The organism is Azospirillum fermentarium (genome assembly GCF_025961205.1).
Classification (GTDB): domain Bacteria; phylum Pseudomonadota; class Alphaproteobacteria; order Azospirillales; family Azospirillaceae; genus Azospirillum; species Azospirillum fermentarium.
In genome coordinates, this window is sequence record NZ_JAOQNH010000002.1 from 1,085,182 (window position 1) to 1,111,148 (window position 25,967).

Consider the following 25,967-nt stretch of genomic DNA (forward strand, 5'->3'; position numbering starts at 1 on the left):
AGCGGCCATGCTGATCGAAACCCTGGTCACCATCACCATTCCGCACCCCGACGGACCGCCGCAGACGGTGGACATCCCGCCGGGGTCATTCGTCGATATCGACGATGACGAAGCGGAATCCCTGATCGCCGGCACCTTCGCCAAGCGCCTGAAGGGCGGCGTCGCCGCCGTGGCGCTTGGCGGCGGGCGCCCCTCTCCCCCCACCGGGACCGCGCCGGCCCCGGCACTCCCCATGCCCATCGTGCCCACCCTTGCCCCGGCGGCACCGGACGACGGCGGGGATGGGGACGAAGAAGACGACGGCGACACCGGCATCCTGGACGCCTTCGAACTGCTGGAACGGGACAACCCGGACCACTGGACGGCGGACGGTCGCCCGGATGTCCGCGCCCTGTCCGCCATCGCCGGACGCACGGTCAAGGCGGCGGACCGTGATCGTCTCTGGGCCGAATGGACAGCCGGCCATGGGGATTGAAACGGCGGAAGACCGCGCGGTCTTCCTGAACCCTGACGAATTCGGGGAAGAAGCGACCCTCTTCCCCGGTTTGCCCAGCGCCCGGACCATCGCCGTCGTCTATGAGGAATCATGGACGGCGGCGGACCCGGAAACCGGCGTTCCGGTGTCCAGCACCACACCCCGCCTGTTCACCCGCACCGACGACCTTTCCGGCGTCGAACAGGGCGACCGTGTCACCGTCGCCGGGAAGGTCTGGCGGTTCGCCGACCTTCAGCCGGACGGAACCGGCTTTACCATAGGGGTCCTGACCCGATGACCACCCCTGAACGGCGGCGCATCCGTGATGCGTTCTGCGCCCGGCTGAAGACGCCGCTGACCGGCGGAACCGACACGGTTTACCGGACCACCGCCGCGGACAGGGTCTTCACCTCCCGCACATTGCGCCTGTTCAGAAAGGATCTTCCGGCCATCCTGGTCTATGCCCGGTCGGAAGACGCCGTCGGCGACACGGTCAGCGACGGGTCCGCCGTGGTCACCGTCCGGAACCTGCGCCTTGCCGTCGAAGGCATCGTCGAGGCCGAAGAGGGGATCGACGACCGCCTTGACGAACTGGCCGAACAGATCGAAGCGGCGATCGACGGGTTCGACATTCCGGGCCTTGAAACCGCCCGGATCGACTATGCCGGGACCGAAATCCAGGTGGACACGGACGCGGAAACCCCCTTCGGCGGCGTCCGGCTTACCTACACGGTCCGCTATCGCCGCGCCCGCGATATCCCGCCGGAAGGCATCCCGCCGCCGTCGGTCTTCCTGGGGATTTCCCCCAAGATCGGCACCGCGCACGAGGGCGATTACGTGCTGATCAGCGACCCGGACGCCCCGTGTCATTGCCCCTGACAGGAAACGAGCCATGAGAAAGAAGACCGTCCCGGCCCCCGCCGCAGCCCCCGCCCGCGTGACCCTGGAAACCCTTCAGGCGGAATTCGCCGGTGACAGCCCCGATGCCGCCGCCCTGGTCGCCCACGCCCACCGGAACGCCGTCGAGAGCATCCGCCGTGCGGTCCGCCCCGGCACCGATCCCGACGGCGGCGACACCGCCCACGCCTTCGGTCAGGCGGTCCGCCTGCTGGTGGGCTTCATGCTGGCGACCGGCAACGGCGCGGTGCGCACCTTCGACGATCTTCCGGCGACGGTGCGTTATCTGATCCACCCGTTCCGGGGCTGATCCATGGTGTTCGCCCTGGATCGGTCCGCCGGACGGACGGGCGGGGTCGGGTCGGCGGAGCAGACCGACGCCCAGCGCCGCATCACGAACCTGATCCGTTACGGGAAGGTCGCCGAAATCGACCCGCCGAACGGGCGGATCAAGGTCCGGATCGGCGACCCCGCGGACCCGAACGGCCATGTCGTCACCACCTGGATTCCCTGGCTGTCCGGACGCGCCGGCAAGGACCGTCAGTTCTGGTCACCCGAACCGGGCGAAGCCGTGGTCCTGTTCTCCCCCGGCGGCGACCTGTCCACGGCCATCGCCGCACCCGGCGCCTTCAGCACCGACCATCCCGCACCCGGCGACCGGGAAACGCTGCATCGGATCGAATACGCCGACGGCGCCGTCGTCGAGTATGACCGCGAAGCCCACGCCCACACGATCCAGATCCCGCCCGACGGCACCGCGACGGTCCGGGTCGGCGGCTCCACGGTCGTCACGGCAAAGGACGCGGTCACCCTGACCTGCGGCGGGTCATCCCTGCGGATCACGCCGGAGGGGATCTTCCTGGAAGGGCCGACCGTCGCCATGACCGCGGGCGGCGGGGCCGGTGCGGCGACCCTGGCCGGAAATTTCCAGATGAAGGGCGCCCTTGCCGTCGATGGCAGCGTCGCGGCGTCGGGGACCATCATCGACGCGGGCGGCAACAGCAATCACCACACCCACTGAACGGGGGCGCCCATGCAGGGTATGAACGCGGTGACCGGCGGACGGGCCGACGGCGTCCGTCATCTGCTGCAAAGCATCCGGGCCATCATCACCACCCCCATCGGAACCCGCATCCACCGCCGGGATTTCGGATCGCGGGTTCCCTTCCTGATCGACGCCCCGATCAACGCGGCGACGATCATCGAGATTTACGCGGGCGTCGCCGAAGCCCTGGACCGTTGGGAACCGCGTTTCGCCCTGTCGCGGATCATCCTGGAAAGTGCCGCCCCCGGACGGGTCGAAATGACCATCGAAGGGATCTACCGCCCGGAAAACCGCGACATCAGGATGGAAGGGATCATCGTATGACCTTCGACCTTCGCAACGTCCCGCCGCCGACAGTCATCGAACCGCTGGATTTCGAAACGATCCTTGCGGAGATGGTCGCCGACCTGAAGGCACGCGACCCCGCCTATGACGCCATCCTTGAAAGCGACCCGGCCATCATCGTCCTGGAAGTCGCGGCAGCCCGTGAACTGATCATCCGCCAACGGGTGAACGACGCCCTTCGGGCAACCCTGCTGGCCTTCGCGGCGGGAACCGATTTGGACAACGTCGCCGCCTTCTACGGGGTCGCCCGCCTGGACGGCGAAGACGACGGCGCCCTTCGGTCCCGGACCGTCGATCGCATCAAGGGATGGTCGTCGGCGGGCGGGACAGCGCATTACCGTTTCTTCGCCACGTCGGCGGACCCGCGGGTGAAGGACGCCGCCGTCGATTCCCCGGAAACCGGGCGGGTCCGCATCTCCGTGCTGTCCAAGGACGGCGACGGTGCGCCATCCCCGGACCTGCTGGCCGCGGTCCGCGCGGCGGTCACGAAGGATGATGTCCGCGTCCTGACCGACACGGTTGACGTCGTCGCCGCCACCGTCGTCCCGGTCACCATCCGGGCGTCGGTGTGGCTCTACCCCGATACGCCGCTGACCGTTTTCGACCGCCTTGGCGCCGATTTCCGCACCGCCTTCGCCGCCCGCGCGGGGCTTGGGTGGGATCTTGCCCGGTCCTGGATCATCCGGACGCTTCACGCCGACGGGGTCCAGCGGGTCGAGGTGGAGGCGCCGGCCGCCGACGTCCCGGTCGATGACACGTCGTCGGCCGCGATTGGGTCCCTGGAACTCACCCTGAAGGGACGGACATTCTAAATGACCGACCTGCTTCCGCCGTCGGCGACGAAGCTGGAACGCGATCTTTCGGACGCTTCCGACTTCCTGCGCCGGACCGCCGGGGCCGTCCCGGCGCTCCGGACAGCAAAGCGGACCGACATCCCGGCCAGCGTCGTCCCATGACTGATCGTCGAATACGGCCTGGGCGAACTTCTGCCCTACCTGACCGATCCCCGCCGGGCCATCGCCGAGGGTGTCCTGTGGCAACGCATCCGCGGCACGCCGGGCGCGCTGAAAACCGCCCTGTCCTGGATCGGCTTCACCGCCGACGTCGAGGAAGCCCGGTCGCCGGGGGCCGCCCGCTGGGCCGATTTCCAATTGGGTCTTGATGCGGCACCCGCCGACGTCGCCTTCGTTCAGCGCGCCGTCGAACTGGCGCGGCTGTCGGCGCCGGTCCGGTCCAAGCTGACCCGCATCCACGGCGGCTATGACCGCCGGAAGTTCGTTCTGTCCCGGTCGAAGCTTTCCGGCCCCGGCCTGCTGTCGGACTACTCGGGCACGATGCTTCGCCCGGATTGGCCGGTCCTGTCCTTCGGGCGCCTGTACGCCCGAACGGTGGATTGGGGGGTGCCCACCGCCGCCGGGCACCGGGACCGGGCGCACACGGTCCGGTCGTTCCACCCGACCCGCTTCGTCCTGGACGCCGGGCGTCTGGACGAGGGGCGGCACATCCGGTCCCCCGACGTCATGCACGGACGGAACTACACCCTGTCGAACCCCGGCGGTGACCTTGCCGTACCCGGTTCGCTGACCCCGTTCCGCCGGTTCGCGAAGGCCGCGGTCGTCCTGTCGGGCCGGTCGAAGCTTGGTCAGGTCAACACCGCTTTGCCGGTGACGGAACGGACCGCGGCGGGGCGGCCCTTCACCCTGTCCGGCGGGACCAAGCTGTCGGAAAACCGGCAGGGATGGCGCTTCACCCCGATCAACGAGCGCTTCGTCAGGGCGACGGCGGTCACCGCCGAGCTTCCGCAGGATCAGGCGGCAACCGGCGGCGTGGCCGAGCGGCTGACGGTGCTGTCCGTCCTTCCCGCGAAGCGCTGGCCGACCCTGTCGGCGAAATGGCCTGGGGTCCGCGCCGACGCGGTGATCCACGCCACCGCCCGCGTGATCGGCAGTACCGCGCAAGGGCAGTTCTGGACGTCGGCCAACTGGCGCAGCGGCGCCACCTGGACCGCAACCCGAGACATCACAGGAATCATCCATGTCCGTGACAACTAAGCCGGGCCGCGCCGCTTTGGCGGCAGCGATCAAGGACCGCCCGATTCACATGGTATGGGGGCGCGGCGAAGCGTGGTGGGACACGGCGCAGACCGTTCCCCGGACCTTCACCGACGACACGGTCAACGTCGGGCGGACGAAGATCGGCAGCGTCACCGTCTCCGCCGCCGACGGCGTCGGCACGTTCACCAGGGACGCCGACTATACGGTCAACCCGGCGGCCGGCGACGTGACCCGCATCGACGGCGGGGCAATCGCTCCCGGCGCGCCGGTTCTGATTACTTTCGTTGCGGCCCGTCCAACGCCGAGCGTCAACGCAACATCCCTGACCGCCGAAGTCGGACGGCGCGCCCTGACCGCCGTCCAGTTCTGCACCCCGGACCCGGCAGGGGCCATCATCGCCCCGTCAGGCCGGTTCACCCCGTCACCCACCCCGACGAACAACCTGCATTTCCGCTTCGTGTTCGACTTCGGCGACGCTGCGACGGAAACGATCCGCGAAGTTGGCGTCGTCATCGACAGCGTCATGCAAGCCGGTCTTCCGGCCGGGCAGATGTATTTCCAGCCGTCCGAGGTCGCCACGCCGGGGATTTTGCTGCTGGTGGAAAACGTGGCCCCGATCGTCCGGTCCGCCGCGACCCGCGAAACCTTCGAATTCGTCCACACCTTCTAAGGGTCACCGACCATGCCGATCGCTGATTATTATGACCGTTTCGACCCGGCGAAGGGCTATGACGACCTTCTCTTCCTGGCATCCAGGGGGCTTCAGGCAGCCGAACTGAACGACCTTCAGAAGATCATCGCCCATCGCCTGACCCGCATCGCCGACGTGCTGTTCCGGGAAGGGGACGTCGTGCGCGACGGCGCGTGCGTCGTCGATCCGGACACGGGTGCGGTCAAGATGGGGGCTGGTGCGGTCTATATCGCGGGTGCCGTCCGCGACGTCCCGGCGACAGCCTTCGCGATCCCGGTCAACCGGACCGTCAAGATCGGCGTCCGCATGACGGCGGCCTATGTGACGGAACTGGAAGATCCCGGCCTTCGCGACCCGGCACCGGGGACTGAGAATTTCGGCGAACCCGGTGCCGCCCGGACCAAGCGGGTCTGCGTATGGGGATGGGATGCCGATGGGGTGGCAGCGGCCTTCTACCCAACGCACACCATCGAAAACGGCGTCCTGGTGGACAACACGCCGCCGCCGCAACTGGATGCCGTGACCGCCGCCCTGGCGCTTTACGACCGGGAATCGAACGGGAACTATGTGGTATCCGGCTTCATGCTGTCGGCGCTGGGGCTGGACGGCGGCGATCAGGTCTTCGTCCTGACCGAAGGGACGGCGAACGTAGACGGCTTCAAGACGTCGCGGGCCACGTCCACCCGCCTTCGCTACGCCGAAGACCCAGACCTGTCCGCCGTCACGTCCGAGCCGAAGACCTTCGCCGACCAGGGCGGCGGCGCCATGCGGGTCACCGTGAACCATGCGCCGCTGTCCGCCGTGACGAACGTCGTCGTCACCAAGGAACGGATCGTCGCCGTGAACCGCGGCGGCTTTACCGGCGGGGCCGACGCCTTGCCGGACACGTCGGTCCTGTCGATCGTGGCCGTGAACCAGGGCGGAACCTGGAACGGGTCGGCGTTCGTCGGCGGAACCACCTATGCGGCGAACACGTCCTACACCCTGACCGCGGACAAGGTCGATTGGGCGCCGGGCGGCCCGGAACCGGGTATCGGCACCGAATACAAGGTCGTCTATCGCTACCTGACGGCCGTCACGCCCACCGCCGTGGACGCCACCGGCTTCACCGTGACCGGGGCGGTTCCGGGAACGCTGGTCCTGACGGACTATCGGTGGAAGCTTCCCCGCGTCGATAGCATCGCCATCAACCGGGACGGTCAGGTCGTCCGCATCAAGGGGCTGTCCCGCCCCTATGCGGTGCAGGCGCCGGGGGTTCCGGCGAACCTGCTGGAAGTGGCGGTCATCGAACACAAATGGGGGCAGACGCCCACCGTGAAGAACACGGGCGTCAAGGTGATCCCCATGCACGAGTTGGCCGAGATGCGGAACCAGATCGGCAGCCTGTTCGACCTGTTCGCCATCCAGCAGCTTCAGACGGACATTTCCATCCGCGAACCGGCGTCGAAGAAAGGGGTCTTCGCCGACGCCTTCCGCAACGAAAACCAGCGTGATCCCGGCATCGTCCAGGACGCCGCCATCGTCAACGGACAGCTTGTCCTTCCGATCGATGCGAGCGTCAACGAAGCCGGGGATGGGGCGACCCGCTGGGCCTTGGCCTATACCCTGGAACCCATCGTCGAACAGACGCTTCATTCGGGGTCCATGAAGGTCAATCCCTATATGGCGTTCGCCCCGATGCCGGCGCGCGTGACCCTGACCCCGCCCGTCGATTTCTGGACGGAGGTCATTTCGACCACGTCGGAGACGACGCAACGGTTCCAATCCGGCCATTTCGTTCCCGGCGTGTCCCGCGTGGTCAGCGAAACCATCGTCGGGACGTCCGTCGAAATCATCAACCGCGGCTCGGCCGAAATACCGAACCTGCGCCAGCGCGACATCGAATTCCGCGCCGAAGGTTTCGATCCCGGCGAAGTCCTGGCCGAACTGACCTTTGACGGGATCACCGTCACGGCAGCCGCGTAACCCTGGAGTCCCCACATGGCTGTTCCTGTTGCGAATGCGTCCGGCGTGATCGCCGGGCGCTTCACCATCCCGGCCGGCGTCCCGGCGGGGGCAAAGCGCGTCACGGTCCGGGGGGTGAACGGCTCCTTCGGCGACGCCACCTTCACCGGCCGCGGTATCATCACGACGGAGGAACGCCGGATCGTCCGCCGGATCGACGAATACCACGTCGATCCGCTGGCCCAGACGGTCACGCTGGCCGAAGGCCGCTTGATCGGCGGTGTGGACCTGAAATTCACCGCGAAGGGCGGCAACTCCCCCGTGATCGTCCAGATCCGTTCGACGCAGGTCGGCTTTCCCACGGCGAAAGTGCTGGCCGAAGGCATCATCCCGGCGGCGGCGATCAGGACCAACGGCGACTGGACCCGCGCCGAATGGCCGCTGCTGTGGGTGGAGGGGGGCCGCGAAGTGGCGATCGTCTGCCTGACCGACGACCCGGACCACGCCCTTGCGGTCGCCCAACTCGGCAAATACGACCAGAACAACGTCGCCATCACGGGCCAGCCGTATCAGGTCGGCGTTCTGCTGTCGTCGTCCAATGCGTCCACCTGGACCCCGCACCAGGACAAGGATCTTGCCTTCCGGCTGCTGGCAGCAAAGTTCACCGAAACCCGCCGGACGGTCCCGCTGGGGTCCATCGCCTTCGATCAGGTGTCCGATATCATCGCTCTTGCCGGCGTCGAACGCCCGGCGGCGGACACCGACGTCACGCTGATCCTGACCGACCCGTCGGGCAAGGCGATTGAGGTCGCCGACGGTCAGGTCGTGTCACTGGATGCCCGCCTGTCGGGGACCGTGACCGTATCCGCCGTTCTGAAGGGATCGGAAAAGCGGTCGCCGCTGCTGTTCCCCGGCGTTCAGGCGATCTTGGGCACGCTCAAGGACAGCGCGGTTTACGTGTCCCGCCAAATCGCCGCCGGGACCAACGTCAAGGCGGCGGTGACCTTCGAAGCCTTCGTTCCGGGAACCTCGTCCGTGACCGTCCATGTGCAGGACGGTTCCGGCAACTGGCAGCCGTTGACCCTCGCATCCTCAATCCAAGTGGGCGACGGGTGGGAGGAACGGACCTTCACCCTGGCGACCTTCACCGCGGCATACACCCGCGTCAAGCTGACCCTGTCCGGGTCGGCCCTGAACCGCCCGCGCGTCCGCAAGCTGCGCGCGGTCATCACCTGATGGGAGGCGACATGTCGGACCCTGTCCCTGAACACGACGACCGGACCGGAAGGGGCTATCCCCTCCCCCACCGGGAAAACACACTGAACGTTGACGCCGACCGTCTTCGCGATGCCGTCACCAAGATCGACGCCGACATTACCGCCGTAGAGGTCGGCCTTGCCAGCATAGACGCTGTGGTGACAGGGCTGGGCGACCGAGTTACCGCCGTGGCCGCGAGCCTCGCGCAGGTCAAGCAGCCCGCCGAGATCGCGGGGATACCTCCCGTGATCGACCTGCCCTGTGACGGGCCTGACTGCCTGCCCAGCGGCGTTGTGCAGGGTGGCAGCGGCAAGTGGGTGACCCGCCCCTCCGGCCTGCTGACCTGGGCGCCCGCGGGCACGCCTCCCATCGACTATGATCCGGTGACGGGGACATGGCATGGGCTGCTGGCCGAGGAGATGCGCACCAACCTGCTGTTGTGGTCCAGTGGATTTGGGGCCGCTTGGTCGAAATTTGGCGCCGTGACGGTGACAGGTGACGCGGTGGCGGCGCCTGATGGCACGCTGACGGCGGACAAGATAGGATTCGGCGCGGGTACGGCTGGTTTCTATCAGAATGTTACGGTGACCAGCGGAGTTACTGTCACAGGAAGTATCTGGCTGCGGGCCGACACTCCCACAACAGTCTCCCTTATTTCCAACGATACCCCGTCTACTGGCGTTGTTTCCAAGGCGTGCGGCCTCACCACGACGTGGCGGCGGTTTGATGTGAGCCGGTCAACACCGAATACGACAGTAAACTTGCAGGTCAGCGGTCCGGGAACCGCGGTGGTGATTTACGCCTGGGGTGCACAGCTAGAAGTCGGCAGTTCCCCGACCAGCTATATTCCCACCGCCTCCTCCGCCGTTACTCGTGCCGCTGACCTGAACGTGCTGTCGCTGTCCCGTGTAGACGGGTGGAATGCAACGGAAGGCACGTTGCTTTTGGACTTCATTCCCGGCGCCCGCAACAACAATTGGAACAGAGCGGTGGGGCTGGACGACGGCACAGGCAATAACGTCATACACATTGTTAACCGCGGCAACACAGCATCTCTGTACGCCGCTGTTATAGCGGATGGGGCAGCTGTCGCAGATTTCCAGGCATTCCGGGGACCGGACGTTCTGTTTGCCTTGCAAAGAGTGGCTATCGCCTGGGCAGCCAATGATTTCGGGTTTTCTGTTAACGGCGGAAACACAGTGACGGATTTGTCCGGGGCAGTCCCCCTGGTAACGCGCATTACTTTTGGGACCAGCAGCGTTACCCGTGCAAACGGCTGGCTCCGACGCGTCACCGTGTTCCCGCGCCGCTTGCCCAACCCCACCCTCCCTCTCCTGACCGCTCTGTGAGGCCCCTATGCCCCAGCAGACCCTACGCCTGCGCGTCGGCACCGAGGCCGACCTGATCGCGGCCCTGCCGATGCTCCGTGCGACCGACGACGCCGGCAATCCGTGCTGGCTGACCGCCGGCCCGGTATGCGACGTGGATCCCATCGGCCCCCTGACGCTGACAGCCCCCGAAGTCGATCCCGAGACGGGCGAGGTGCTGACGCCCGCCATCGTGGGCGAGCGCTTCCACGCCAACATCCGCGGACCACGAGCGGGCGCCGACCCCGCCGCATGGGCTGCTGTCGTCCAAGCCGCAGCCCCCTACACCCTGACCGTCGCCAACCCCCGCCAGAGGTTCGCACCATGACCTATCCTCTTGCATCCCGCGCCGTCACCGGCCTCATGTCCGCTGGCGACAAGGAGCGCCTGGACGGACTCGTCCTCTGGGCCGGCACAGCCGGCGGCACGGCCAACGCCCTCACCGTGACGACCGGAGCCGGTCTGACCGCGCTGCGCCGGGATATGGTCATCGGCTTGCGGGCGACGGCTGCCAACACCGGCGCGACAACCCTTACGGTTGATGGCCTTACCGCTGAGGTGCGCCGGGATGGTGTCGCCTTGGCCGGCGGAGAATTCCAGCCGAATATGGACGCCCGCGTCCAGTACGACGGCACGTGCTGGCGGTTCATGGGGAGCGGACTGACAATCAAAAGCAGCGGTGTCCATATTGGTGGCGGGGTGACATCTCTTGATTTTGTATTGGGGACCGGGTCTGTTTCGGTGTCTGGGGCGCTCGCCACCATCACTATCAATCTACCGCCCTGGCGTTACTTGCGGGTCGAGGCGCTGACGCCCTCGCATTTGCCAAGGCCGCCCGGCTCGACCTACTTTAACGACTACAGAGGGGTCGGCGTTTACCTGACAAGCAATGCCACGGGGACTAATTGGGCATTGGGCAAGACGGCGACCGCGAGCGCAACTGCGCCGGAATATGGGGCCAATGACGTGCTGGACGGCAACCCCACGACCCGGTGGGCCAATCCTCTGGGCGATACCTCACCGCCCTGGCTGCAGATCGACTTCGGGGCTTCTGGCCTGCCCCAAGCCCCCGGCTCGGTTACAATCTATCCAGCGGACAGCGTGACTGCTGCCTACATCGCGACCCAACTTCGGCTTGGGCTATCACGCGATTCGATCGGCTGGGTATGGACCCCTGCCTATGCAACTGCGTCAACGCCGGGTGTAACGCAAGTCTTTAACAACCTGACGTTTTCATAACCGGGGCGCCACATGCAGAAATCCATCCTGATCCCAGGGCATGATCCCTTGACCCACGCCGTTACCGATGAGGTGACCGAGACAGCGGTCAACGGAGAGCCGTGGCCCGCCTACGTGCTGCGCGAGTTGGCCCATGACGAGCGCCTTGCCGCCATCCGCGACGCCCGCAGGGTGGCCTATCCGCCAGTGGGTGACCAACTCGACGCGCTGGCGCGGTGCGTGCAGGCGCTGGCTGATGCCGGCGCACCACTCCCACCGGAGACTGCGCGGTGGCTGGACGACGTGGCGGCGGTCAAGGCGGCCTACCCCAAGCCGCCAGAACCGGAATGACATGCGTCAAACCATCTGGCGCTTTCTGTCAAACCATCTGGCGCGCTACATGGCCATCGACCCGGCGGCGGACTGGCCGTCGTAACGCCGCCATCAACAGCCCGCTAACCCGCCCGGCCAGCGCGCCGGGCTTTTTCATGCCTGCATGAAAGGGACACCCCCTTATGTCCGAATTGTTCCTTCACGGCGTCGAGGTTGTGGAAATCACGTCCGGTGCCCGTCCGATCCGGACCGTCCGGTCATCGACGATCGGCCTGATCGGCACCGCCCCGGACGCCGACCCGGCGAAGTTCCCCCTGAACACGCCGGTCCTGATCGCCGGCAAGCGGATCGACGCCGCCGGGCTGGGCGCCACCGGCACCCTTCCGGGCGCGGTCGATGCGATCTTCGATCAGGCAGGCGCCGTGATCGCCCTGATCCGCGTCGCGGCGGGGTCAGGCGACAACGCCGAAGCCGAAACCCTGGCGAACATCATCGGCGGCGTGAACGAAACGACCGGCGCCTATGAGGGCGTCCAGGCGTTCGCCGCCGCGGAATCCGTCTTGGGCTTCGCCCCGAAGATCCTGATCGCCCCCGGCTTCACGTCGAAGCGTGCGTCCGGCGCCGTGACCGCGGTCACCATGACCGCCCACGGCAGCGGCTACACCTCCGCCCCGGCCGTGACGATCAGCGGCGGCGGCGGCGAAGGGGCCGAAGCCGCCGCGGTGGTGACCGGCGGCAAGGTGACGGCCATCACCATCACGAAGAACGGCGACGGCTACACGTCGGCCCCGACGCTTACCCTGACGGGCGGCGGCGGCACGGGTGCGGCGGCCACCGCCGTCACCGGCCCCTACCGGAACCCGGTCGTCGCGGAAATGCTGGGCATCGCCGAACGGCTTCGCGCGGTCGTCATCGCCGACGGTCCGGGAACCACCGACGCCGACGCCATCGCCTACCGCGGGGATTGGGGGTCCGACCGCGTCTATGTGATCGACCCGCCCGCCCTGGTCATGGACGCCGGGTCCGGTGCCATGGTCCCGGCGCCCATGTCGCCCCGCGTTGCCGGCCTGATCGCCCGCACCGACCAGGACCGCGGTTTCTGGTGGTCGCCGTCGAACCAGGAAATCTATGGAATCGTCGGCACCTCCCGCCCGGTCGATTTCAGCCTTGGCGACTACAACAGCCGCGCCAACCTGCTGAACGAAAAGGAGGTGGCGACGGTCATCCGTCAGGACGGGTTCCGCCTGTGGGGGAACCGGACGACGTCGTCCGATCCCAAGTTCGCCTTCCTGTGCGTCCGCCGCACCGCGGACATGATCAACGAATCACTGCTGAAGGCGCACCTGTGGGCGGTCGATCGCTGCATCACCAAGACATACGTCGAAGACGTGATCGAAAGTGTGCGCGGCTATCTCAACCGCCTGAAGGCACAGGGCGCCATTCTCGGCGGCGACATCTGGGCCGACCCCGAACTGAACACCCCGACGTCGATCCAGGATGGGCGGATCTACTTCGATTTCGACTTCACGCCCCCCTATCCGGCGGAACGGGTCGTTTTCCGGTCGCATCTGGTCAACACCTACATTTCCGATATCTTCGCGAAGTAAAGGCGGCGAGCAATGGCAATTCCGCGCGTTCTGAAGAACTTCAATCTGTTCGTCGATGGCCGGGGCTATGCCGGCCTTGTGAGCGAACTGGAACTTCCCGAACTGTCGATCCAGGAAGAAGAATACCGGGGCGGCGGCATGGACGTCCCCGTCAAGCTGGACATGGGCCAAGAGGCCATGGAAGCGACGTTCAAGCTGGCCGACCCGGATGAAAACGCCCTTCGCCTCTGGGGGCTGGCCGACGGCGGCGCCGTCCAGTTCACGGCCCGCGGCGCCCTTCAGCGGGACGGCGAAGCCGTGGTCCCGATCGTGGTCAACCTCCGCGGCTCGATCCCCAAGCTTGCCATGGGATCATGGAAGGCCGGCGACCCCAGCGAAACCGACTTCACCATGTCGGTCCGGTACTACCGCTACAATCAAGGCGGCGAAGACCTGATCGAAATCGACGCCGTCAACATGATCCGCAAGGTCGGCGGCGTCGATCAGCTTCAGGGCATCCGTCAGGCGATCGGCGTCTGACCGGCCCCCTTCAGCACCACCCCATCAACGAAGCCAAGGGAACGGCCCGGCCCGCGGGACGGTGCCCTCTTGCGCCCGACAAGAAAGACGACACCATGTCGAAAGATATGCGTCCGCACGCGGACATCACGCTCGATTTCCCGATCATGGTCGATGGCGTCGAAGTGAAGGCGCTGCGTATGCGCCGGCCCAAGGCGCGCGACGAACTGAAGTTCATGGAATCCAAGGGGTCCGAGGGGCGCCGGTCGCTCGAAATGTTCGCCGACCTGTGCGAAATGCCCCTGAACACCATCCTGGATATCGACGCCGCCGACTTGGCGAAGATGGCCGAACAGTTGGGAAAGTTCAAAGGGCAGGAAACGCCGACGACCTGAGACGGTCGATCGTCGTCCTGTCCAAACTGACCGGCTGGACCCTGTCCGACATCCTGGACCTGACCGCCGACGACATCGCGGAATGGACCCGCGCCGCGGCCGACGTCCAAAAACAAATCAACAAGGCGACGTCCCGCTGACGCGGGGCGCCGTCCGGAGGGTATCTTATGGCGAATGGCGCCGGACCGTCCGTGCTGGTCACCATCGGCGGCAAGGTGGCGTCGTCGCTGGGGACGGCGATCAGCCAAGTGAAGAATCAGGTCGGCAGTCTGGAACGGTCGATCCGTATTCAGACCAGGGCGAATGAACAGAACCGCGCCGCTTTGCGCGGCCAGATGGTCGATGCCTTCGCCCTGGGGGCCAGCCTGAACGCCCTGGTCAAGCCGGCCATCGAATTCGAATCTGCCATGGCCGACGTCCGCAAGGTCGTCGAGTTCAAGGACGGGGCCGCCGGTCTTCAGGCGATGGGAAAGTCGATCAAGGAACTGTCCCGCGAAATCCCCATCAGTCAGGCGGGCCTTGCGGCCATCGTCGCAGCGGGCGGGCGCATGGGCATCGCGGAAGACGACCTTCTGTCCTACACTCGGACGGTCGCCAAGATGTCCACCGCCTGGGAAATGCCGCCCGAAATCGCCGGCGAATCCATGGGCAAGATCGCCAACATCATGGGCCTGTCGATCAATCAGATCGAACGGGTCAGCGACGCCATCAACAGCCTGGACGACAGTTCCACCGCCAAGGCATCGGAAATCGTCGATGTTCTGAAGCGGACCGGGGGTGTGGCGAAGCAATTCGGCCTGACCACCCAGCAAGCCGCCGCCCTTTCGACGGCCATGCTGGACCTGGGATCGTCCCCGGAAGTCGCGGCCACCGGCATCAACGCCCTGCTGAACAAGATGCAGTCGGCCCCGGCGCAGTCCAAGAAATTCCAGGAAGCGTTGGGCAAGCTGGGATGGACCGCCAAGGGGATGCAGAAGGCGATTGCGAAGGACGCCCAAGGCACCCTGAACAAATTTCTGGAACAGCTATCGACACTGGACAAGATCCCGCAGGCAGACATCCTTGCGGAACTGTTCGGCGCCGAATACTCCGACGACATGGCGAAGCTTGTCGGGGGGATGGATAAATACAAGCAACACCTGAAGCTCGTTTCAACTGAGGCCAATTACGCCGGGTCCATGCAGAAGGAATTCGCCATCCGGACGGAAACGGCGAAAAACCAGCTTGAAATCGCATCGAACCTGACCCGCGAAATGGCGATCAACACCGGGTCGGCCCTGCTGCCGGGGATCGTATCGGTCCTGAAGGCCATGGGTCCCTATGTGACCAGCTTGGCCGAATTCGCCGAACGGCACCCCATGGTCATCAAGGGCGTCGTCGGCACGGCGGTGGCGCTGGCCGGGCTGAAGATCGCCGTCATCGGAACCGGCTACGCCTGGACCTTCGTGAAGGGGGCGGCCCTGACGACGTCGTCGGTCCTGGTCAAATCGGCGGGCGTGGCGGCAACCGCAACGCGGCTGGCCTTCCTCCCCCTCACGGGGCTGGGGTCGCTGGTCTACCGGGCGGCGGTTCAGGCGCGCATCGGGCTGGAGCTCCTTCAGTCCGGCTCGATCACCACCGGGCAGTTCCTGACCGGCATGTTCACCGGCCTTGGGCGCGGCTTCCTCAACCTCGGTGCCATGTTCCGCATGGGGTCGATCATCATCCGGGCCGCCCTGATTTCAACCGGCATCGGCGCCATCATGGTCGGGGTTGGGATGGCCGTCGCGTGGGTCATGAACAACACCGAAAACCTGACGATCGCGTGGGAGGCGTTCAAGGGTGCCTTCGACCGGGCAATCGCCCCGGTCCGCCCGGCGGTCGATGCCATCGCCGGGCCGTTGTCGGACCTGTGGGACTGGATCACCACTCTGGTCGGGCCGGTCGATGGGCTGGGCGGCGGCTTCGCCGCCTTCGGCATCAAGGCGGGGAACGCCGTCGGCGGCTTGGTCGTTGCCATCGTCAACTTTGTCAGCAACGTCGGCTCTTGGTTCTCAACAGCGTGGAACAGCGTCAAGGAAGCGACCACTTCCGGCTGGTCATCGATCCGCGACACGGTCGGGGCGGCAATCGACAACGTGATCGGGCGGTTCATCGCCGTCACCACCGCGTTCGACCAGGGCGTTATTCAAGGCATCATCGCCCTGTTCCAGAATTTCAGCCCCGTTGCCCTGGTCGCCGAAGGGATCAACGCCGTCGTGGCCTACCTGACCGGGATCGACCTGTCGGCGTCCGGCGCGGCGATCATCGACACCATCGTCCAGGGGGTGAAGGCGAAAGCGTCGGCCCTGGTGGATGCGGTCAAGGAAACGCTGGCGTCGGTCCGGGAATACCTCCCCTTCAGCGACGCCAAGCGCGGCCCCCTCTCGACCCTGACCTATTCCGGCAAGGCGCTGGTCGGAACCATCGGCGAAGGCGTCCAGATGGCCGGCGCGCCGGCCCTGTCCGGGCCGCTGGCGGCGGCGTTCGGCGGTGCCCTGGCAACCCTGTCCAGCGGGGCGGCGAACGCATCCGCCACCATGCCCGCGGTTGCCGGCGTGGTGGCGACGGACGTCCTGGCCGGCGCCACGTCGGCGGGAACGGCGGCCATCGCCGGGGCGTCCCCCGCCCGCGGCGTCAGCGTGTCGGCGCCGATCACCATCACCGTCAACGGCAACGCCGACCCGGCGGCCATCGCCGATCAGGTCCGCGACGCCCTGGAACGGCTGATCGGCGACGCGGAGTCCGCCCGCCGGTCGGCCCTTCACGACTGACGTCCCTGTTCACAGGAAAGGAGGATCACCCATGGCCGGCGTCATGATGGCGTTGGGCGACTACCGCTTCAGCCTGGACACCGCGGCTTACGACACGCTGAACCGCGAATCCGAATACCGCTGGCCGCTTCAGGAACGCCTGACCGTCCAGCCGGCGGCGCAGTTCCTGGGGCCGGGTGCGGAAAAGATCAGCCTGTCCGGCTCCATCTTCCCCCACTTCCGCGGCGGGCTTGGGCAACTCGACCGCATGAGGGCAGAGGCCGAAAAGGGCGAATCCCTGCTGCTGACCGACGGGCGGGGCCGGGTCTGGGGCCGGTACGGGGTCACCAAGATCGCCGAAACGCAAAGCGTCTTCTTCGACGACGGCACGCCCCGGCGGATCGACTTCAGCATCGACCTTGTCCGCTACCACGAAGACCAGGGCGACGCCGCATCCCCGGTCAAGGTCCAGCCCGAAACCGCGGCCCCGAAGGTGGGGGCGAAGCCGGCGTCGAAGACCGTCCCCGCCCCCGCCAAGAAGCCCGTATCCCCCGGCGCCGGGCTGCCGAAACCGAACGAGGTCAACCCGTCCACCGGCGCCCCCTACACCCCTGCCCAGAAGGCGGCGTTCGGACCGGGGAGGTCGATTTGATCATCTACCAGACCCGTCAGGGCGACACCGTCGATTACATCGCCTGGAAGCATTACGGCCGCACACAGGAAACGGTCGAATCCATCTTCCGCGCCAACCCCGAACTTGCGGACCAAGGGCCGGTCCTTCCGCCCGGCCTGCTGGTCTTCCTGCCGGACAACCCGGAACCGGACCGTCAGCGCGTCATCCGCCTGTGGGACTGAACCATGAAACCCGATTTCCGAATTGAGATCGGCGGGATCGACCGGACCGACGTGGTCCGCACCCGCCTTCTGGACGCCAAGGTCACGGACGAAGCCGGACAGATGTCCGACCGCCTGGAACTGAACTTCGACGACCGCGACGCCGCCATCCCCATCCCGCCGAAGGACGCGGACATCCGCCTGTGGCTGGGGTACGCCGATCATCCCACCCTTCGCCCGGTCTACATGGGGTCGTTCAAGGTCGATGAAGCCGAGGTCGGCAGCGGTCCCCGCTCGCTGGCGATCCGGGCCAAGGCCGCGGACCTGGGCGGCGGTTTCCGGTCGCCCAAGTTCCGGTCGTGGGACGGGAAGACGATCGGCGACATCGTCGGGCAGGTCGCCGCCGACAACGGCTATACGCCCCTGATCGACCCCGAGCTATCGGCCATCGTCGTCCCCCACATCGACCAGACGGAAGAGTCCGACGCGGCCTTCCTGACCCGCCTTGCCGGGAACCATGACGCCGTCGCCAAACCCGCCGACGGGAAGCTGATCTTCACCAAGCGGCACGGCGACACCCGCCCCGGCGGCGGGGCGATCCCGACCGTCGCCCTGACCCCGAAGGACTTCACGTCCTGGAAGGCGAAGATCAGCGAGCGCGGCAATCACGGGAAGGTCACGTCCTATTACCAGGACCACGCGACCGGCGAACGGGCCGCCGTGACCGTGGGCGACGGCGGTGACGATGTTTCCCCCTACCTGGACCGCGACCCCTACGGGACGCGGGAAGAAGCGGAGGCCGGCGCCAAGGCGAAGCTGAACGACTTCGGGCGCGGGAAGCTGTCCTTCAACGGATCGGGGCCGGGGCGCCCGGACCTGTTCGCCGAAGCCCGCATCGTGCTTTCCGGCTTCCGACCGGGCGTGGATGGGTCATACGCCCTGAAATCCGTCGAACATTCCTTCAGCAACAGCGGCTTTACGACCAGCGTCACCGCCGAGACGACGGCGTAAAGCCCCGGCCAGAGAGGTCAATTTCATGCAAGACACAGTGCAGGGGGCGGGCGGGATTGTCGAAAACCTGATCCCGACCATCCTTGACGGCGGGCACAAGGGGACCATCGCCGTCCTTCTCGTCGTTCTTCTGGCAGCCTACTTCACCGCGAAGAAGGCCGCCGCCCTGGTCTGGGGGCAGGTCATCGCCCCGCACCTGCCCCAGAACGCCCGCCCGCCCGACCCGTCCGCCGCCGTGGTGGCCGAGATCCGCGCCCTGGACGCCAAGGTCGCGGACGCCCTGCGCCAGCACGCCGAGGCAAGTTCCGAGGGCCGGCGCCGGCTGTACGAGCGGATCGACGCCATGGATCAGCAGAACGACCAGCGGTTCGGCCGGATCGAACAGCGGATCGACGACGGTGTGAAGACCTACGCCACCCGCGCCGAGGTCGAAGCCCAGATCAAGCCGCTTCAGACCGTGTGCGAACACGCCATCGACGAAGCCGGCCGGCTGGTGTCCGAGTTGCGCCGGATGGTCGGCTTCACCCTGACCCGCGGGGGGACCGACGCCGCCCCGGACTGACCCGGCGTCACCAAGCACCGCAACCCACCAACCACCAGGGCCGCCACCGCGCGGCCCTTTTTCATTGAGGGAGAGCACCCGTGAACCTGGACCAACTGAAGGCCGACCTGATTCGCGACGAAGACCTGAAGCTTCGCGCCTACACCTGCACCGCCGGGAAGACGACGGTCGGTGTTGGCCGCAACCTGGACGACGTCGGCATCAGCCGCGACGAAGCCCTGTACCTTCTGGACAACGACATCCGGCGCGTGACCGCGGATCTTAACCGGGAATTCCCCTGGTGGCGCCGGCTGTCCGAACCCCGTCAGCGGGCGGTGGCGAACATGTGCTTCAACATGGGCATCAACCGGCTGAAGGGCTTCCGCAAGATGCTCGCCGCCCTTCAGGCGGGCGACTATGGCCGGGCGGCAGCCGAAGCGACAGACAGCGCGTGGTTCCGTCAGGTCGGCGTCCGCGGCCCGCGCGTCGTGGCGCTGATCCGGAACGGGTAACGCCTGCATTCCTGTACCACACCCCACCAAGCCGCCGGCATCCCGCCCGCGGCTCTTTTCATGCCCATAGGAGGGGCAATCACAATGAACCTGAACATCATCGCCCGCGGCGGAATGCTGGCACGCCACAAGGGGAAGCTGGTCGTCGGCGTGGCGGTCGTTGCCGCCTTGGCCGACTACCTGACCGGAACGACCGACCTGTCGGGCTTCCTGGGGCGGCTGATCCCTGCTCTGGTTGGCGGCATGTAGGGTATAGTTGAGAATTAATTTTATTAACCAAATAAAGGAGCGGCCCCGCTCATAGCTGCTCCTTTATTCAGAAACAATACCACCTTCAGAGGAGGCATCAGAGAAGAAATTTTCCTGGATCGGCAATAAAAATCCGATCAAAAAAATAGAAAAATTTCCTTTAAATAATTCTATCGGTTAAATGCTTTATTTCATCAATAGTCAGCGCATAATTCGATGAAGGTAAATTGATTTTATCACCGTCCGGCATAACATAAGAGGCTTTTTTAGTAAGTGACAGTATAGGTATACCAAGAGAAGCTGATACTTTCCCGGAAGTATGAAAATCTTTGACATTTGATACGTACCTTATAACGAAATCTCTTTCACTTTCTGCAAAACTTCCATCATCATAGAATAATTCTGGAAAATCATTGTATTGTTGATAGGCATATTGAATAATGTCATTTCTTATAGCATCATAAGCCATCGCCACGCCGCGATTTGCCGTATAATTATTAAAGATTATCTCATAAATTTTTGGGAGAGAAACGTTAAATTGCCTTACTTGGCTATAGAAAGTTACTATATCTTCTGCATATTTTTTGTTTGATTCCGATGGATGCTTACCATAAAGAAGCATAAAAATACCTTTTATACCCTCAAGAGAGCTATAATCAGCCATAACAGGTAATATCAAATGATCAGAAGACACTAAAGCCATTTGAGTATATATAGAAAAGCTTGGATTGCAATCTATAAATACAGTCATTTCTGTATATCTCTTAGGGTCTTGCTCCAATTCAAAATGACATAGCTTACGAATTGCAACCATATGATCACGCCAAGCATTTTTATTTACAGGATTCAGAACAGCATAGTTCAAACCCAAAGATAAGGACTCAAGAAATGAATCGCCAGCAATAAGATATAAATTATCGCTAATGTTCTCATTATACTGAGAAATTTGTATTCCATAAGTACTTCTTGGTTTTGTTGTAAAACTTGAATTTCCTTTTAAAACCCAATCAATAAATCCAACAATATTTTTTCTTCCAGACGTTTTTTGAATTTTTTGATTTACGTTATACCCAGCTTCTCCCCCACCAAGGAAAAATTGAGACGAATTTGCCTGAGGGCACATATCAATTACTAATATTTTTTTATTTTGATGCTTTTTTGCATAATTAGAAGCCAAATTCGTGCATAACGTAGTTTTCCCAACACCGCCTTTGTTATTGTAAAAGCAATATATATTTACAGACATTCTATATTTCCATGTGTTGTATTTAGGAATCAGGAATATTTTGGAGAATTTAGGTTGCTAATTATTGTGACATAACATTTTTCCCTGATTAAGAAAAGATGAGTGTCAAAAAAACCTTGCCTCTAGCGCTCCCTCCCACAGATGCGACAATATATATTTTTAATGGGGAGAATGTAAGACACATTTTCCCGTATATGGCGAAATGGAAAATAATGGCGCTTTGTCATATTACGCTTGCCCCCATAAAGTTACCTCCATAGGGTTAAGCTGCCCTTGACAGAGCGACATGAAAACCGTAGGGCTTGGGACGGAGCTAACAACTCCTGTTCAGAAGCGGCTGTCGCCCGTCACACGACTTTCACGTCCGGATTCTATCCGTGCGGTCCCTATGGCGGGGGTGCGAGGAATATAAGACCCGAAAGGGGAATAACTCCGCCCGACTTCTGACGGGTTGTTAGCCCCCGCTGCCAGGGGCGGTCTAACAAGCTTCCCTTGGTGACGGCAATACAATGCCGCTCAGAAGGGGCTTGATATGACCGTTCCGACTGCCGACACCCAAGCTGTGTCCGCATTAACCATTTCCGACATCAACACCACCATCAATCATGAGCCGCGCATTCGCGACCTTCGGCTTGCCGAAGCTCTTGGCTTCGCGCGCCAAGCTGATATTCGACCGCTGATCGAAAGGCACCGTATAGCCCTTGAACGGTTTGGGGAGGTTTTCCGCACCGTGCGGAAAACCTCTCCCAAGGGCGGCCGCCCTGCCCGTGAAAACTGGCTGAACAAGCGCCAAGCCCTTTTTCTCTGCACCAAATCCGAAACCGACCGGGCAACGGAAATCACGATCCGGATCGTCGAGGTCTTCGACGAAGTGACGTCCACAGCAGCGGGCCAGACACCCCCGCCGACGCATATCGTCCCGGTCCGCCAGCACGAACGCCGCATCTCTGCCCGCCATACCGATACCGTCCGGCTGGCCGACGTGGCAGCACGGCTGGAAGCAGCCGCCACCACCTTCCGCCCCTTCCCTCTTGAAAACGGGATGGGCGCCATGGTCCTGGACGGCGAAGTCGTGATCTTCGACGCGAACGACGTCGGCTTGGGCGGGGACATGACCGAAGTGGTCATGGTCGGCGTTGACGGCGGCGTCGCCGCGCGCCGGCTGGTGCCTCTGGACCACGGCGACATGCTTCGCCGTGGGCGCGTCTGGACCGACATGGACGACCGCCGTCAGGTCGCGGCCTTGGGCCGGGTGGTCGAACGCCGGCCGCTGCCGGGCGGCACCCTGAAGCACCAGGACATCCCAACCATCGGGGTTCACCGGGGCCTGTCCCTGCTGGTGGGCTGAACGCAACGGGCGCCCCTTGTACGGGGGCGCCCTTCCCTCTTTGCCCATGGAGACGGTCAGGCGACCTGCGTCTTGGCCGGGAGCGGCGGCGGGTCCGCCTGCATCGCGGTTGCCCGCCGTTCCAGCCACGCGCCGACGTCGTCGGGAATGCTGTACTGCCCAGCGGCCCAGCGCCGAATCTGCCGGGGATCACGGTGGATCATCTCGGCGAACCCCCGTTGGGACCAGCCGAGGATATCCAGGCATTCACGGAAGCGGTCCGGGGTCATGGGGGTCAAAAGACCCCCATCCTTTGGAGTGCTGTCACGATCGCAAGAACCAGCCCGGTTGCCGCGCCGACGGTCGCCATGGCGAGCGCCCACGGGGCAAGGCCATGGTCGCGCCGCAGCTTGTCGGCTTCCGCCGCAAGCTTCTGCTGTTCGACCAAGAGTTTATGCTGTTCCGCGACCAGCTTCAGGGTTTCTTCCAGAAGCTTCCCGGCTTCGGCTTGGGTGCGGTCGATCCGCGCAAGGGCTTCCCTTATGTTCAGGTTGCCGGTAGTGGTATCGGTCATGAAATATTCTGCCCGATCATTTAGCAATCGCCAGCACATGCCATGCGCGAAAATACGCTCAAACTGTAGCGGAACAGGTGCGCGTCTGCTAGAAATGCGAAAGGCCAGCGCTTGCGCACCGGCCTTTCACGTTCTTTGTCCGTGAGGATTATGCCCGGCGCTGATCCACGGAGGGGGCGCTTTAGATAGGCAGGGAATTCACTCACGACTCATACAGGGAAGATAGGTCGGTGCATCGCTATCTGCAAGCTCATTTTCGATTGCTCCCTTCGGCGACGACCGCAATTCATCAGGCGATATCGCCTACTCGGATGAATGAGTATGTGCGGATGGCGAACGGCGATACGGAACAAGCTTTGCGTCTGTATCTATGGAACGCACGCATCTGTGAGTCACTGTATTTTCCGATGCAGATATTGGAAGTTACAGTTCGCAACGCAATCTCGGAAGCAGCCGAGGCGGCGAGAGGGCCAAAGTGGACGAAGCACAAGGACATTCTTAAGCAGCTTGATCCGCATTGGATGGATCAACTTCGGAAAGTTCGTGGCCGTATCAACAAGTCCGGCCAACCTGTAACCACAGACCGCATCATTGCCGGTATCACGTTTGGCTTTTGGTGTCACCTTCTGGCTGTTCGCTTCACGCCAATCCTTTGGAAATCAGGGATTGCCTCACGATTTCGTCATGTCCCCAGCAATATCACCCAAGCTGATATTCTAGCAGAACTCGACCGCTTGAGTGCTTATAGGAATCGTATTGCACACCACAAGTCCATGTATGACAAGCTACCTGAACAGATTCTCTCTGATATTATCAGGGTGATTGGATATCGCTGCCCGGTTAGCGCACATTATGTCGAGGCGACCTGTCCCCTGGACAGCATCATCGCTCAACGTCCAAACCCGGCCGATTTTGCCTGACCTTGTTGCCCTTCAGGCCGGATTCCCTACGCCCTTTTTTGTGCATCTGTTCCATCACCCGGCCAAGACCGAAGCAACGCGGACCGGGGCCGGGTCCGGCATCCGGCGGCGGACGCGGATGGCAAGATAGTCGGCAAAGCCGCGGGTGCTGACCAGGAAGGCGCGCCCTGCATCGTCGGTCCAGGCATCGACGATCCCGCGATCTTCCTTAACCGCCGGCCCGGCGTAGAAGCGCAGGACACCCCCGTCCCGGCGGATCAGGCAAAACCGCTCACGCGGCGGACAAACCTTGGCCCTGACCAGACTCCGGGCCGCGTCCATGAGCCTATGGAAACCGGCGCCCGGCTGAAAGCGGAAGACATCGGAGGCGAAGCGCATGGGGGGCGCGGCCTTCGCGGGGACTGCAATCGCAGACATGCGGGATTCCTTTGGCTTGGGGAACGATGGCCGTCGTCGGCATCAACCGCTATATGCCTCCCCCCAAATCATGTCAACACGACATATGGCATTTTGGAATCTTTAATGGCGTTACGCCATTTTTGGCTTGCGCCGTTCCGCGCCATCACCCCATGATCCAGGAGAACAGCGCCTTATGGCGATACGAAATGGAATAGGCCAGAGAGATCAAAAAATATGGCAACCGTGAAGAAGCGGACATGGACAAGCGCCACAGGCACCAAGGGGGAGGGGTGGCAGGTCCGGTATACCGACCAGTTCGGCAAGGACCGTTCAAAGAGCTTTGACCGCAAGAAGGAAGCGGAGGAATTCGCCGCGACGGTCACGATCCAGGTCAAGCAAGGGCTGCACATTCCGAACAGCCAATCGGTGACCGTCCGCGAAGCCGCCGAAGTGTGGTTGGAAGCCGTGAAGAACGGGCGCAACGGCCGCCCACCGGCTGAGGAATCGACGCTTGGTCAATATCGGTCGCACATCGACAACCACATCGTGCCGTTCCTGGGCGGCGTCCGGCTGACCCAACTCACGACTCCGCAAGTCGCGTACTTCCGGGATGAGCTTCTTCGGAATGGCCGCTCCCGCGTCATGACCCGCAAGATCCTGACGTCCTTGAAGGGAATGCTGAACGAGGCCATGACCCGCGGCATGATCGGGGCAAACACCGCCCTTCCGGTGAAAATCATCAACTCGGGCCGCGAAGACAGCAAGGTCGTCATCCCGTCGAAAGCGGAGGTCCGCGCCCTGGTGTCCGTCCTGGCACGCTGGGCGACGGGCGATTTCCCGGCGGCCCGAAACAAGGCGGGGCTGAGCCGTCACAAGTGGTTCGACCTGTTCATCAGGACGACGATCGCCACCGGCTGCCGGTCATCCGAAATACGGGGGCTTCCCTGGGCGGCGTTCGATGCCGCATCCGGGACGGTCGAGATCGTCCAGCGCGCCGACGAAAAGGGAGACATCGGAACCCCGAAGTCAAAGGCCGGATACCGGACCCTGTACCTTCCCAGCGAGCTTGTCCGCGACCTGAAGGCATGGCAGGTGCTCTGCCCGCCGGGCAAGCTGGGGCTGGTCTTCCCGAACGCATCCGGGCGCGTCGAGTCCCTGGCGAACATCGTGAATCGGTGGTGGGGTCCGCTCCAGCGCGAAGCCGGCGTCGTCGAGGTTGACCCGGCCACCGGCAAGAAGACAGCCCGGTACGGCGGAATGCATGTCCTTCGTCATTTCCGCGCATCGATTCTGATCGAAGCCGGGGCCGACATAAAGGAGGTGCAGAAGGCCATGGGGCATTCATCGGCCCATGTGACCCTTGATGTGTACGGGCACCTGTTCGAAGACGACGACGCGATCCGCCGCCGGAAGGCCATGGCCGAAGCCGCGAACCGCGCCGTGTTCGGGGACTGACC

At 63.8% G+C, this 25,967-nt stretch carries 33 protein-coding genes; 29 read left to right on the plus strand and 4 right to left on the minus strand.

The features are described from left to right. The first annotated feature begins 7 nt into the window (after nt 1-7). From M2352_RS19695 to M2352_RS19820, 26 genes are all read left to right on the plus strand, one after another. Nucleotides 8-475, plus strand: coding sequence for a hypothetical protein (locus M2352_RS19695; RefSeq protein ID WP_264666205.1), 468 nt, complete (start codon nt 8-10; stop codon nt 473-475). After that, nucleotides 465-773 (plus strand): head-tail joining protein, encoded by a 309-nt coding sequence (locus tag M2352_RS19700; RefSeq protein WP_264666206.1) that lies wholly within the window; start codon nt 465-467, stop codon nt 771-773. Before M2352_RS19695 ends, M2352_RS19700 begins: the two co-directional genes overlap by 11 nt. Beyond that, nucleotides 770-1,354, plus strand: coding sequence for a hypothetical protein (locus tag M2352_RS19705; protein ID WP_264666207.1), 585 nt, complete (start codon nt 770-772; stop codon nt 1,352-1,354). The genes M2352_RS19700 and M2352_RS19705 overlap by 4 nt, the downstream gene beginning before the upstream one ends. Nucleotides 1,355-1,367: 13 nt before the next feature. Further along, nucleotides 1,368-1,682, plus strand: a complete 315-nt coding sequence (locus M2352_RS19710; RefSeq protein ID WP_264666208.1) for a head-tail connector protein — start codon at nt 1,368-1,370, stop codon at nt 1,680-1,682. Nucleotides 1,683-1,685: 3 nt separating this feature from the next. Beyond that, nucleotides 1,686-2,393 carry a phage baseplate assembly protein V gene (locus M2352_RS19715; protein WP_264666209.1) on the plus strand — a complete coding sequence of 236 codons (708 nt, stop codon included), beginning with the start codon at nt 1,686-1,688 and terminating at the stop codon, nt 2,391-2,393. A gap of 12 nt (nt 2,394-2,405) precedes the next feature. Next, complete coding sequence (locus M2352_RS19720; protein WP_264666210.1) at nt 2,406-2,741, plus strand: GPW/gp25 family protein; 336 nt, start codon at nt 2,406-2,408, stop codon at nt 2,739-2,741. Next, nucleotides 2,738-3,574, plus strand: a complete 837-nt coding sequence (locus M2352_RS19725) for a baseplate assembly protein (RefSeq protein WP_264666211.1) — start codon at nt 2,738-2,740, stop codon at nt 3,572-3,574. Before M2352_RS19720 ends, M2352_RS19725 begins: the two co-directional genes overlap by 4 nt. Next, the gene (locus M2352_RS19730; protein ID WP_264666212.1) at nt 3,575-3,718 is read left to right on the plus strand and encodes a hypothetical protein; all 144 of its coding nucleotides are present in this window, start codon (nt 3,575-3,577) and stop codon (nt 3,716-3,718) included. A gap of 60 nt (nt 3,719-3,778) precedes the next feature. Further along, entirely contained in the window at nt 3,779-4,813 is a 1,035-nt protein-coding gene (locus tag M2352_RS19735) for a phage tail protein (RefSeq protein ID WP_264666366.1), read from the plus strand. Next, on the plus strand, nt 4,797-5,486 hold the full coding sequence (locus tag M2352_RS19740) for a hypothetical protein (protein ID WP_264666213.1): 690 nt from the start codon (nt 4,797-4,799) through the stop codon (nt 5,484-5,486). Before M2352_RS19735 ends, M2352_RS19740 begins: the two co-directional genes overlap by 17 nt. A gap of 12 nt (nt 5,487-5,498) precedes the next feature. Next, on the plus strand, nt 5,499-7,472 hold the full coding sequence (locus M2352_RS19745; RefSeq protein ID WP_264666214.1) for a DUF4815 domain-containing protein: 1,974 nt from the start codon (nt 5,499-5,501) through the stop codon (nt 7,470-7,472). A 15-nt stretch (nt 7,473-7,487) separates the two neighbouring features. After that, a complete protein-coding gene (locus M2352_RS19750) occupies nt 7,488-8,687 on the plus strand; it encodes a hypothetical protein (RefSeq protein ID WP_264666215.1) in 1,200 nt (399 codons plus the stop codon). 11 nt (nt 8,688-8,698) lie between these two features. Continuing rightward, a complete protein-coding gene (locus tag M2352_RS19755; RefSeq protein ID WP_264666216.1) occupies nt 8,699-10,057 on the plus strand; it encodes a phage head spike fiber domain-containing protein in 1,359 nt (452 codons plus the stop codon). Nucleotides 10,058-10,127: 70 nt separating this feature from the next. Further along, entirely contained in the window at nt 10,128-10,403 is a 276-nt protein-coding gene (locus tag M2352_RS19760; RefSeq protein WP_264666217.1) for a hypothetical protein, read from the plus strand. Then, nucleotides 10,400-11,314, plus strand: coding sequence for a discoidin domain-containing protein (locus tag M2352_RS19765; protein ID WP_264666218.1), 915 nt, complete (start codon nt 10,400-10,402; stop codon nt 11,312-11,314). Before M2352_RS19760 ends, M2352_RS19765 begins: the two co-directional genes overlap by 4 nt. Before the next feature lie 12 nt (nt 11,315-11,326). Next, nucleotides 11,327-11,644: a hypothetical protein gene (locus M2352_RS19770; RefSeq protein WP_264666219.1), complete on the plus strand. Its 318-nt coding sequence runs from the start codon at nt 11,327-11,329 to the stop codon at nt 11,642-11,644. A gap of 164 nt (nt 11,645-11,808) precedes the next feature. Then, nucleotides 11,809-13,233, plus strand: coding sequence for a phage tail sheath subtilisin-like domain-containing protein (locus M2352_RS19775; protein ID WP_264666220.1), 1,425 nt, complete (start codon nt 11,809-11,811; stop codon nt 13,231-13,233). A 12-nt stretch (nt 13,234-13,245) separates the two neighbouring features. Next, on the plus strand, nt 13,246-13,752 hold the full coding sequence (locus tag M2352_RS19780) for a phage major tail tube protein (RefSeq protein ID WP_264666221.1): 507 nt from the start codon (nt 13,246-13,248) through the stop codon (nt 13,750-13,752). A 95-nt stretch (nt 13,753-13,847) separates the two neighbouring features. Next, the gene (locus M2352_RS19785) at nt 13,848-14,126 is read left to right on the plus strand and encodes a phage tail assembly protein (RefSeq protein ID WP_264666222.1); all 279 of its coding nucleotides are present in this window, start codon (nt 13,848-13,850) and stop codon (nt 14,124-14,126) included. A 167-nt stretch (nt 14,127-14,293) separates the two neighbouring features. Continuing rightward, a complete protein-coding gene (locus M2352_RS19790; RefSeq protein WP_264666223.1) occupies nt 14,294-16,918 on the plus strand; it encodes a phage tail tape measure protein in 2,625 nt (874 codons plus the stop codon). A 31-nt stretch (nt 16,919-16,949) separates the two neighbouring features. Continuing rightward, on the plus strand, nt 16,950-17,549 hold the full coding sequence (locus M2352_RS19795) for a phage tail protein (RefSeq protein WP_264666224.1): 600 nt from the start codon (nt 16,950-16,952) through the stop codon (nt 17,547-17,549). Beyond that, nucleotides 17,546-17,752 carry a tail protein X gene (locus tag M2352_RS19800; RefSeq protein ID WP_406567293.1) on the plus strand — a complete coding sequence of 69 codons (207 nt, stop codon included), beginning with the start codon at nt 17,546-17,548 and terminating at the stop codon, nt 17,750-17,752. The genes M2352_RS19795 and M2352_RS19800 overlap by 4 nt, the downstream gene beginning before the upstream one ends. 3 nt (nt 17,753-17,755) lie before the next feature. Further along, nucleotides 17,756-18,742, plus strand: coding sequence for a phage late control D family protein (locus tag M2352_RS19805; protein WP_264666225.1), 987 nt, complete (start codon nt 17,756-17,758; stop codon nt 18,740-18,742). 25 nt (nt 18,743-18,767) lie between these two features. Beyond that, the gene (locus M2352_RS19810; RefSeq protein WP_264666226.1) at nt 18,768-19,304 is read left to right on the plus strand and encodes a hypothetical protein; all 537 of its coding nucleotides are present in this window, start codon (nt 18,768-18,770) and stop codon (nt 19,302-19,304) included. An 80-nt stretch (nt 19,305-19,384) separates the two neighbouring features. Further along, complete coding sequence (locus tag M2352_RS19815) at nt 19,385-19,795, plus strand: glycoside hydrolase family protein (RefSeq protein WP_264666227.1); 411 nt, start codon at nt 19,385-19,387, stop codon at nt 19,793-19,795. An 84-nt stretch (nt 19,796-19,879) separates the two neighbouring features. After that, nucleotides 19,880-20,044, plus strand: a complete 165-nt coding sequence (locus M2352_RS19820; protein WP_264666228.1) for a hypothetical protein — start codon at nt 19,880-19,882, stop codon at nt 20,042-20,044. Nucleotides 20,045-20,204: 160 nt separating this feature from the next. On the opposite strand, the gene M2352_RS19825 is transcribed toward M2352_RS19820, so the two are convergent. Next, the gene (locus tag M2352_RS19825; RefSeq protein WP_264666229.1) at nt 20,205-21,290 is read right to left on the minus strand and encodes a ParA family protein; all 1,086 of its coding nucleotides are present in this window, start codon (nt 21,288-21,290) and stop codon (nt 20,205-20,207) included. A gap of 532 nt (nt 21,291-21,822) precedes the next feature. Between M2352_RS19825 and M2352_RS19830 the strand changes: the two genes are divergently transcribed. Beyond that, entirely contained in the window at nt 21,823-22,638 is an 816-nt protein-coding gene (locus M2352_RS19830) for a Rha family transcriptional regulator (RefSeq protein ID WP_264666230.1), read from the plus strand. A 56-nt stretch (nt 22,639-22,694) separates the two neighbouring features. Here M2352_RS19830 and M2352_RS19835 read toward each other — a convergent pair whose 3' ends face one another. Then, the gene (locus tag M2352_RS19835) at nt 22,695-22,916 is read right to left on the minus strand and encodes a hypothetical protein (RefSeq protein ID WP_454464568.1); all 222 of its coding nucleotides are present in this window, start codon (nt 22,914-22,916) and stop codon (nt 22,695-22,697) included. Then, nucleotides 22,913-23,191, minus strand: a complete 279-nt coding sequence (locus tag M2352_RS19840; RefSeq protein ID WP_264666231.1) for a hypothetical protein — start codon at nt 23,189-23,191, stop codon at nt 22,913-22,915. The genes M2352_RS19835 and M2352_RS19840 overlap by 4 nt, the downstream gene beginning before the upstream one ends. Before the next feature lie 230 nt (nt 23,192-23,421). Here M2352_RS19840 and M2352_RS19845 point away from each other — a divergent pair, with 230 nt between their 5' ends. Further along, nucleotides 23,422-24,111 (plus strand): Abi family protein, encoded by a 690-nt coding sequence (locus tag M2352_RS19845; protein ID WP_264666232.1) that lies wholly within the window; start codon nt 23,422-23,424, stop codon nt 24,109-24,111. A gap of 54 nt (nt 24,112-24,165) precedes the next feature. Here M2352_RS19845 and M2352_RS19850 read toward each other — a convergent pair whose 3' ends face one another. Further along, entirely contained in the window at nt 24,166-24,528 is a 363-nt protein-coding gene (locus M2352_RS19850) for a hypothetical protein (protein WP_264666233.1), read from the minus strand. 216 nt (nt 24,529-24,744) lie between these two features. Between M2352_RS19850 and M2352_RS19855 the strand changes: the two genes are divergently transcribed. Beyond that, complete coding sequence (locus M2352_RS19855) at nt 24,745-25,965, plus strand: tyrosine-type recombinase/integrase (RefSeq protein WP_264666234.1); 1,221 nt, start codon at nt 24,745-24,747, stop codon at nt 25,963-25,965. Nucleotides 25,966-25,967: the final 2 nt, after the last annotated feature.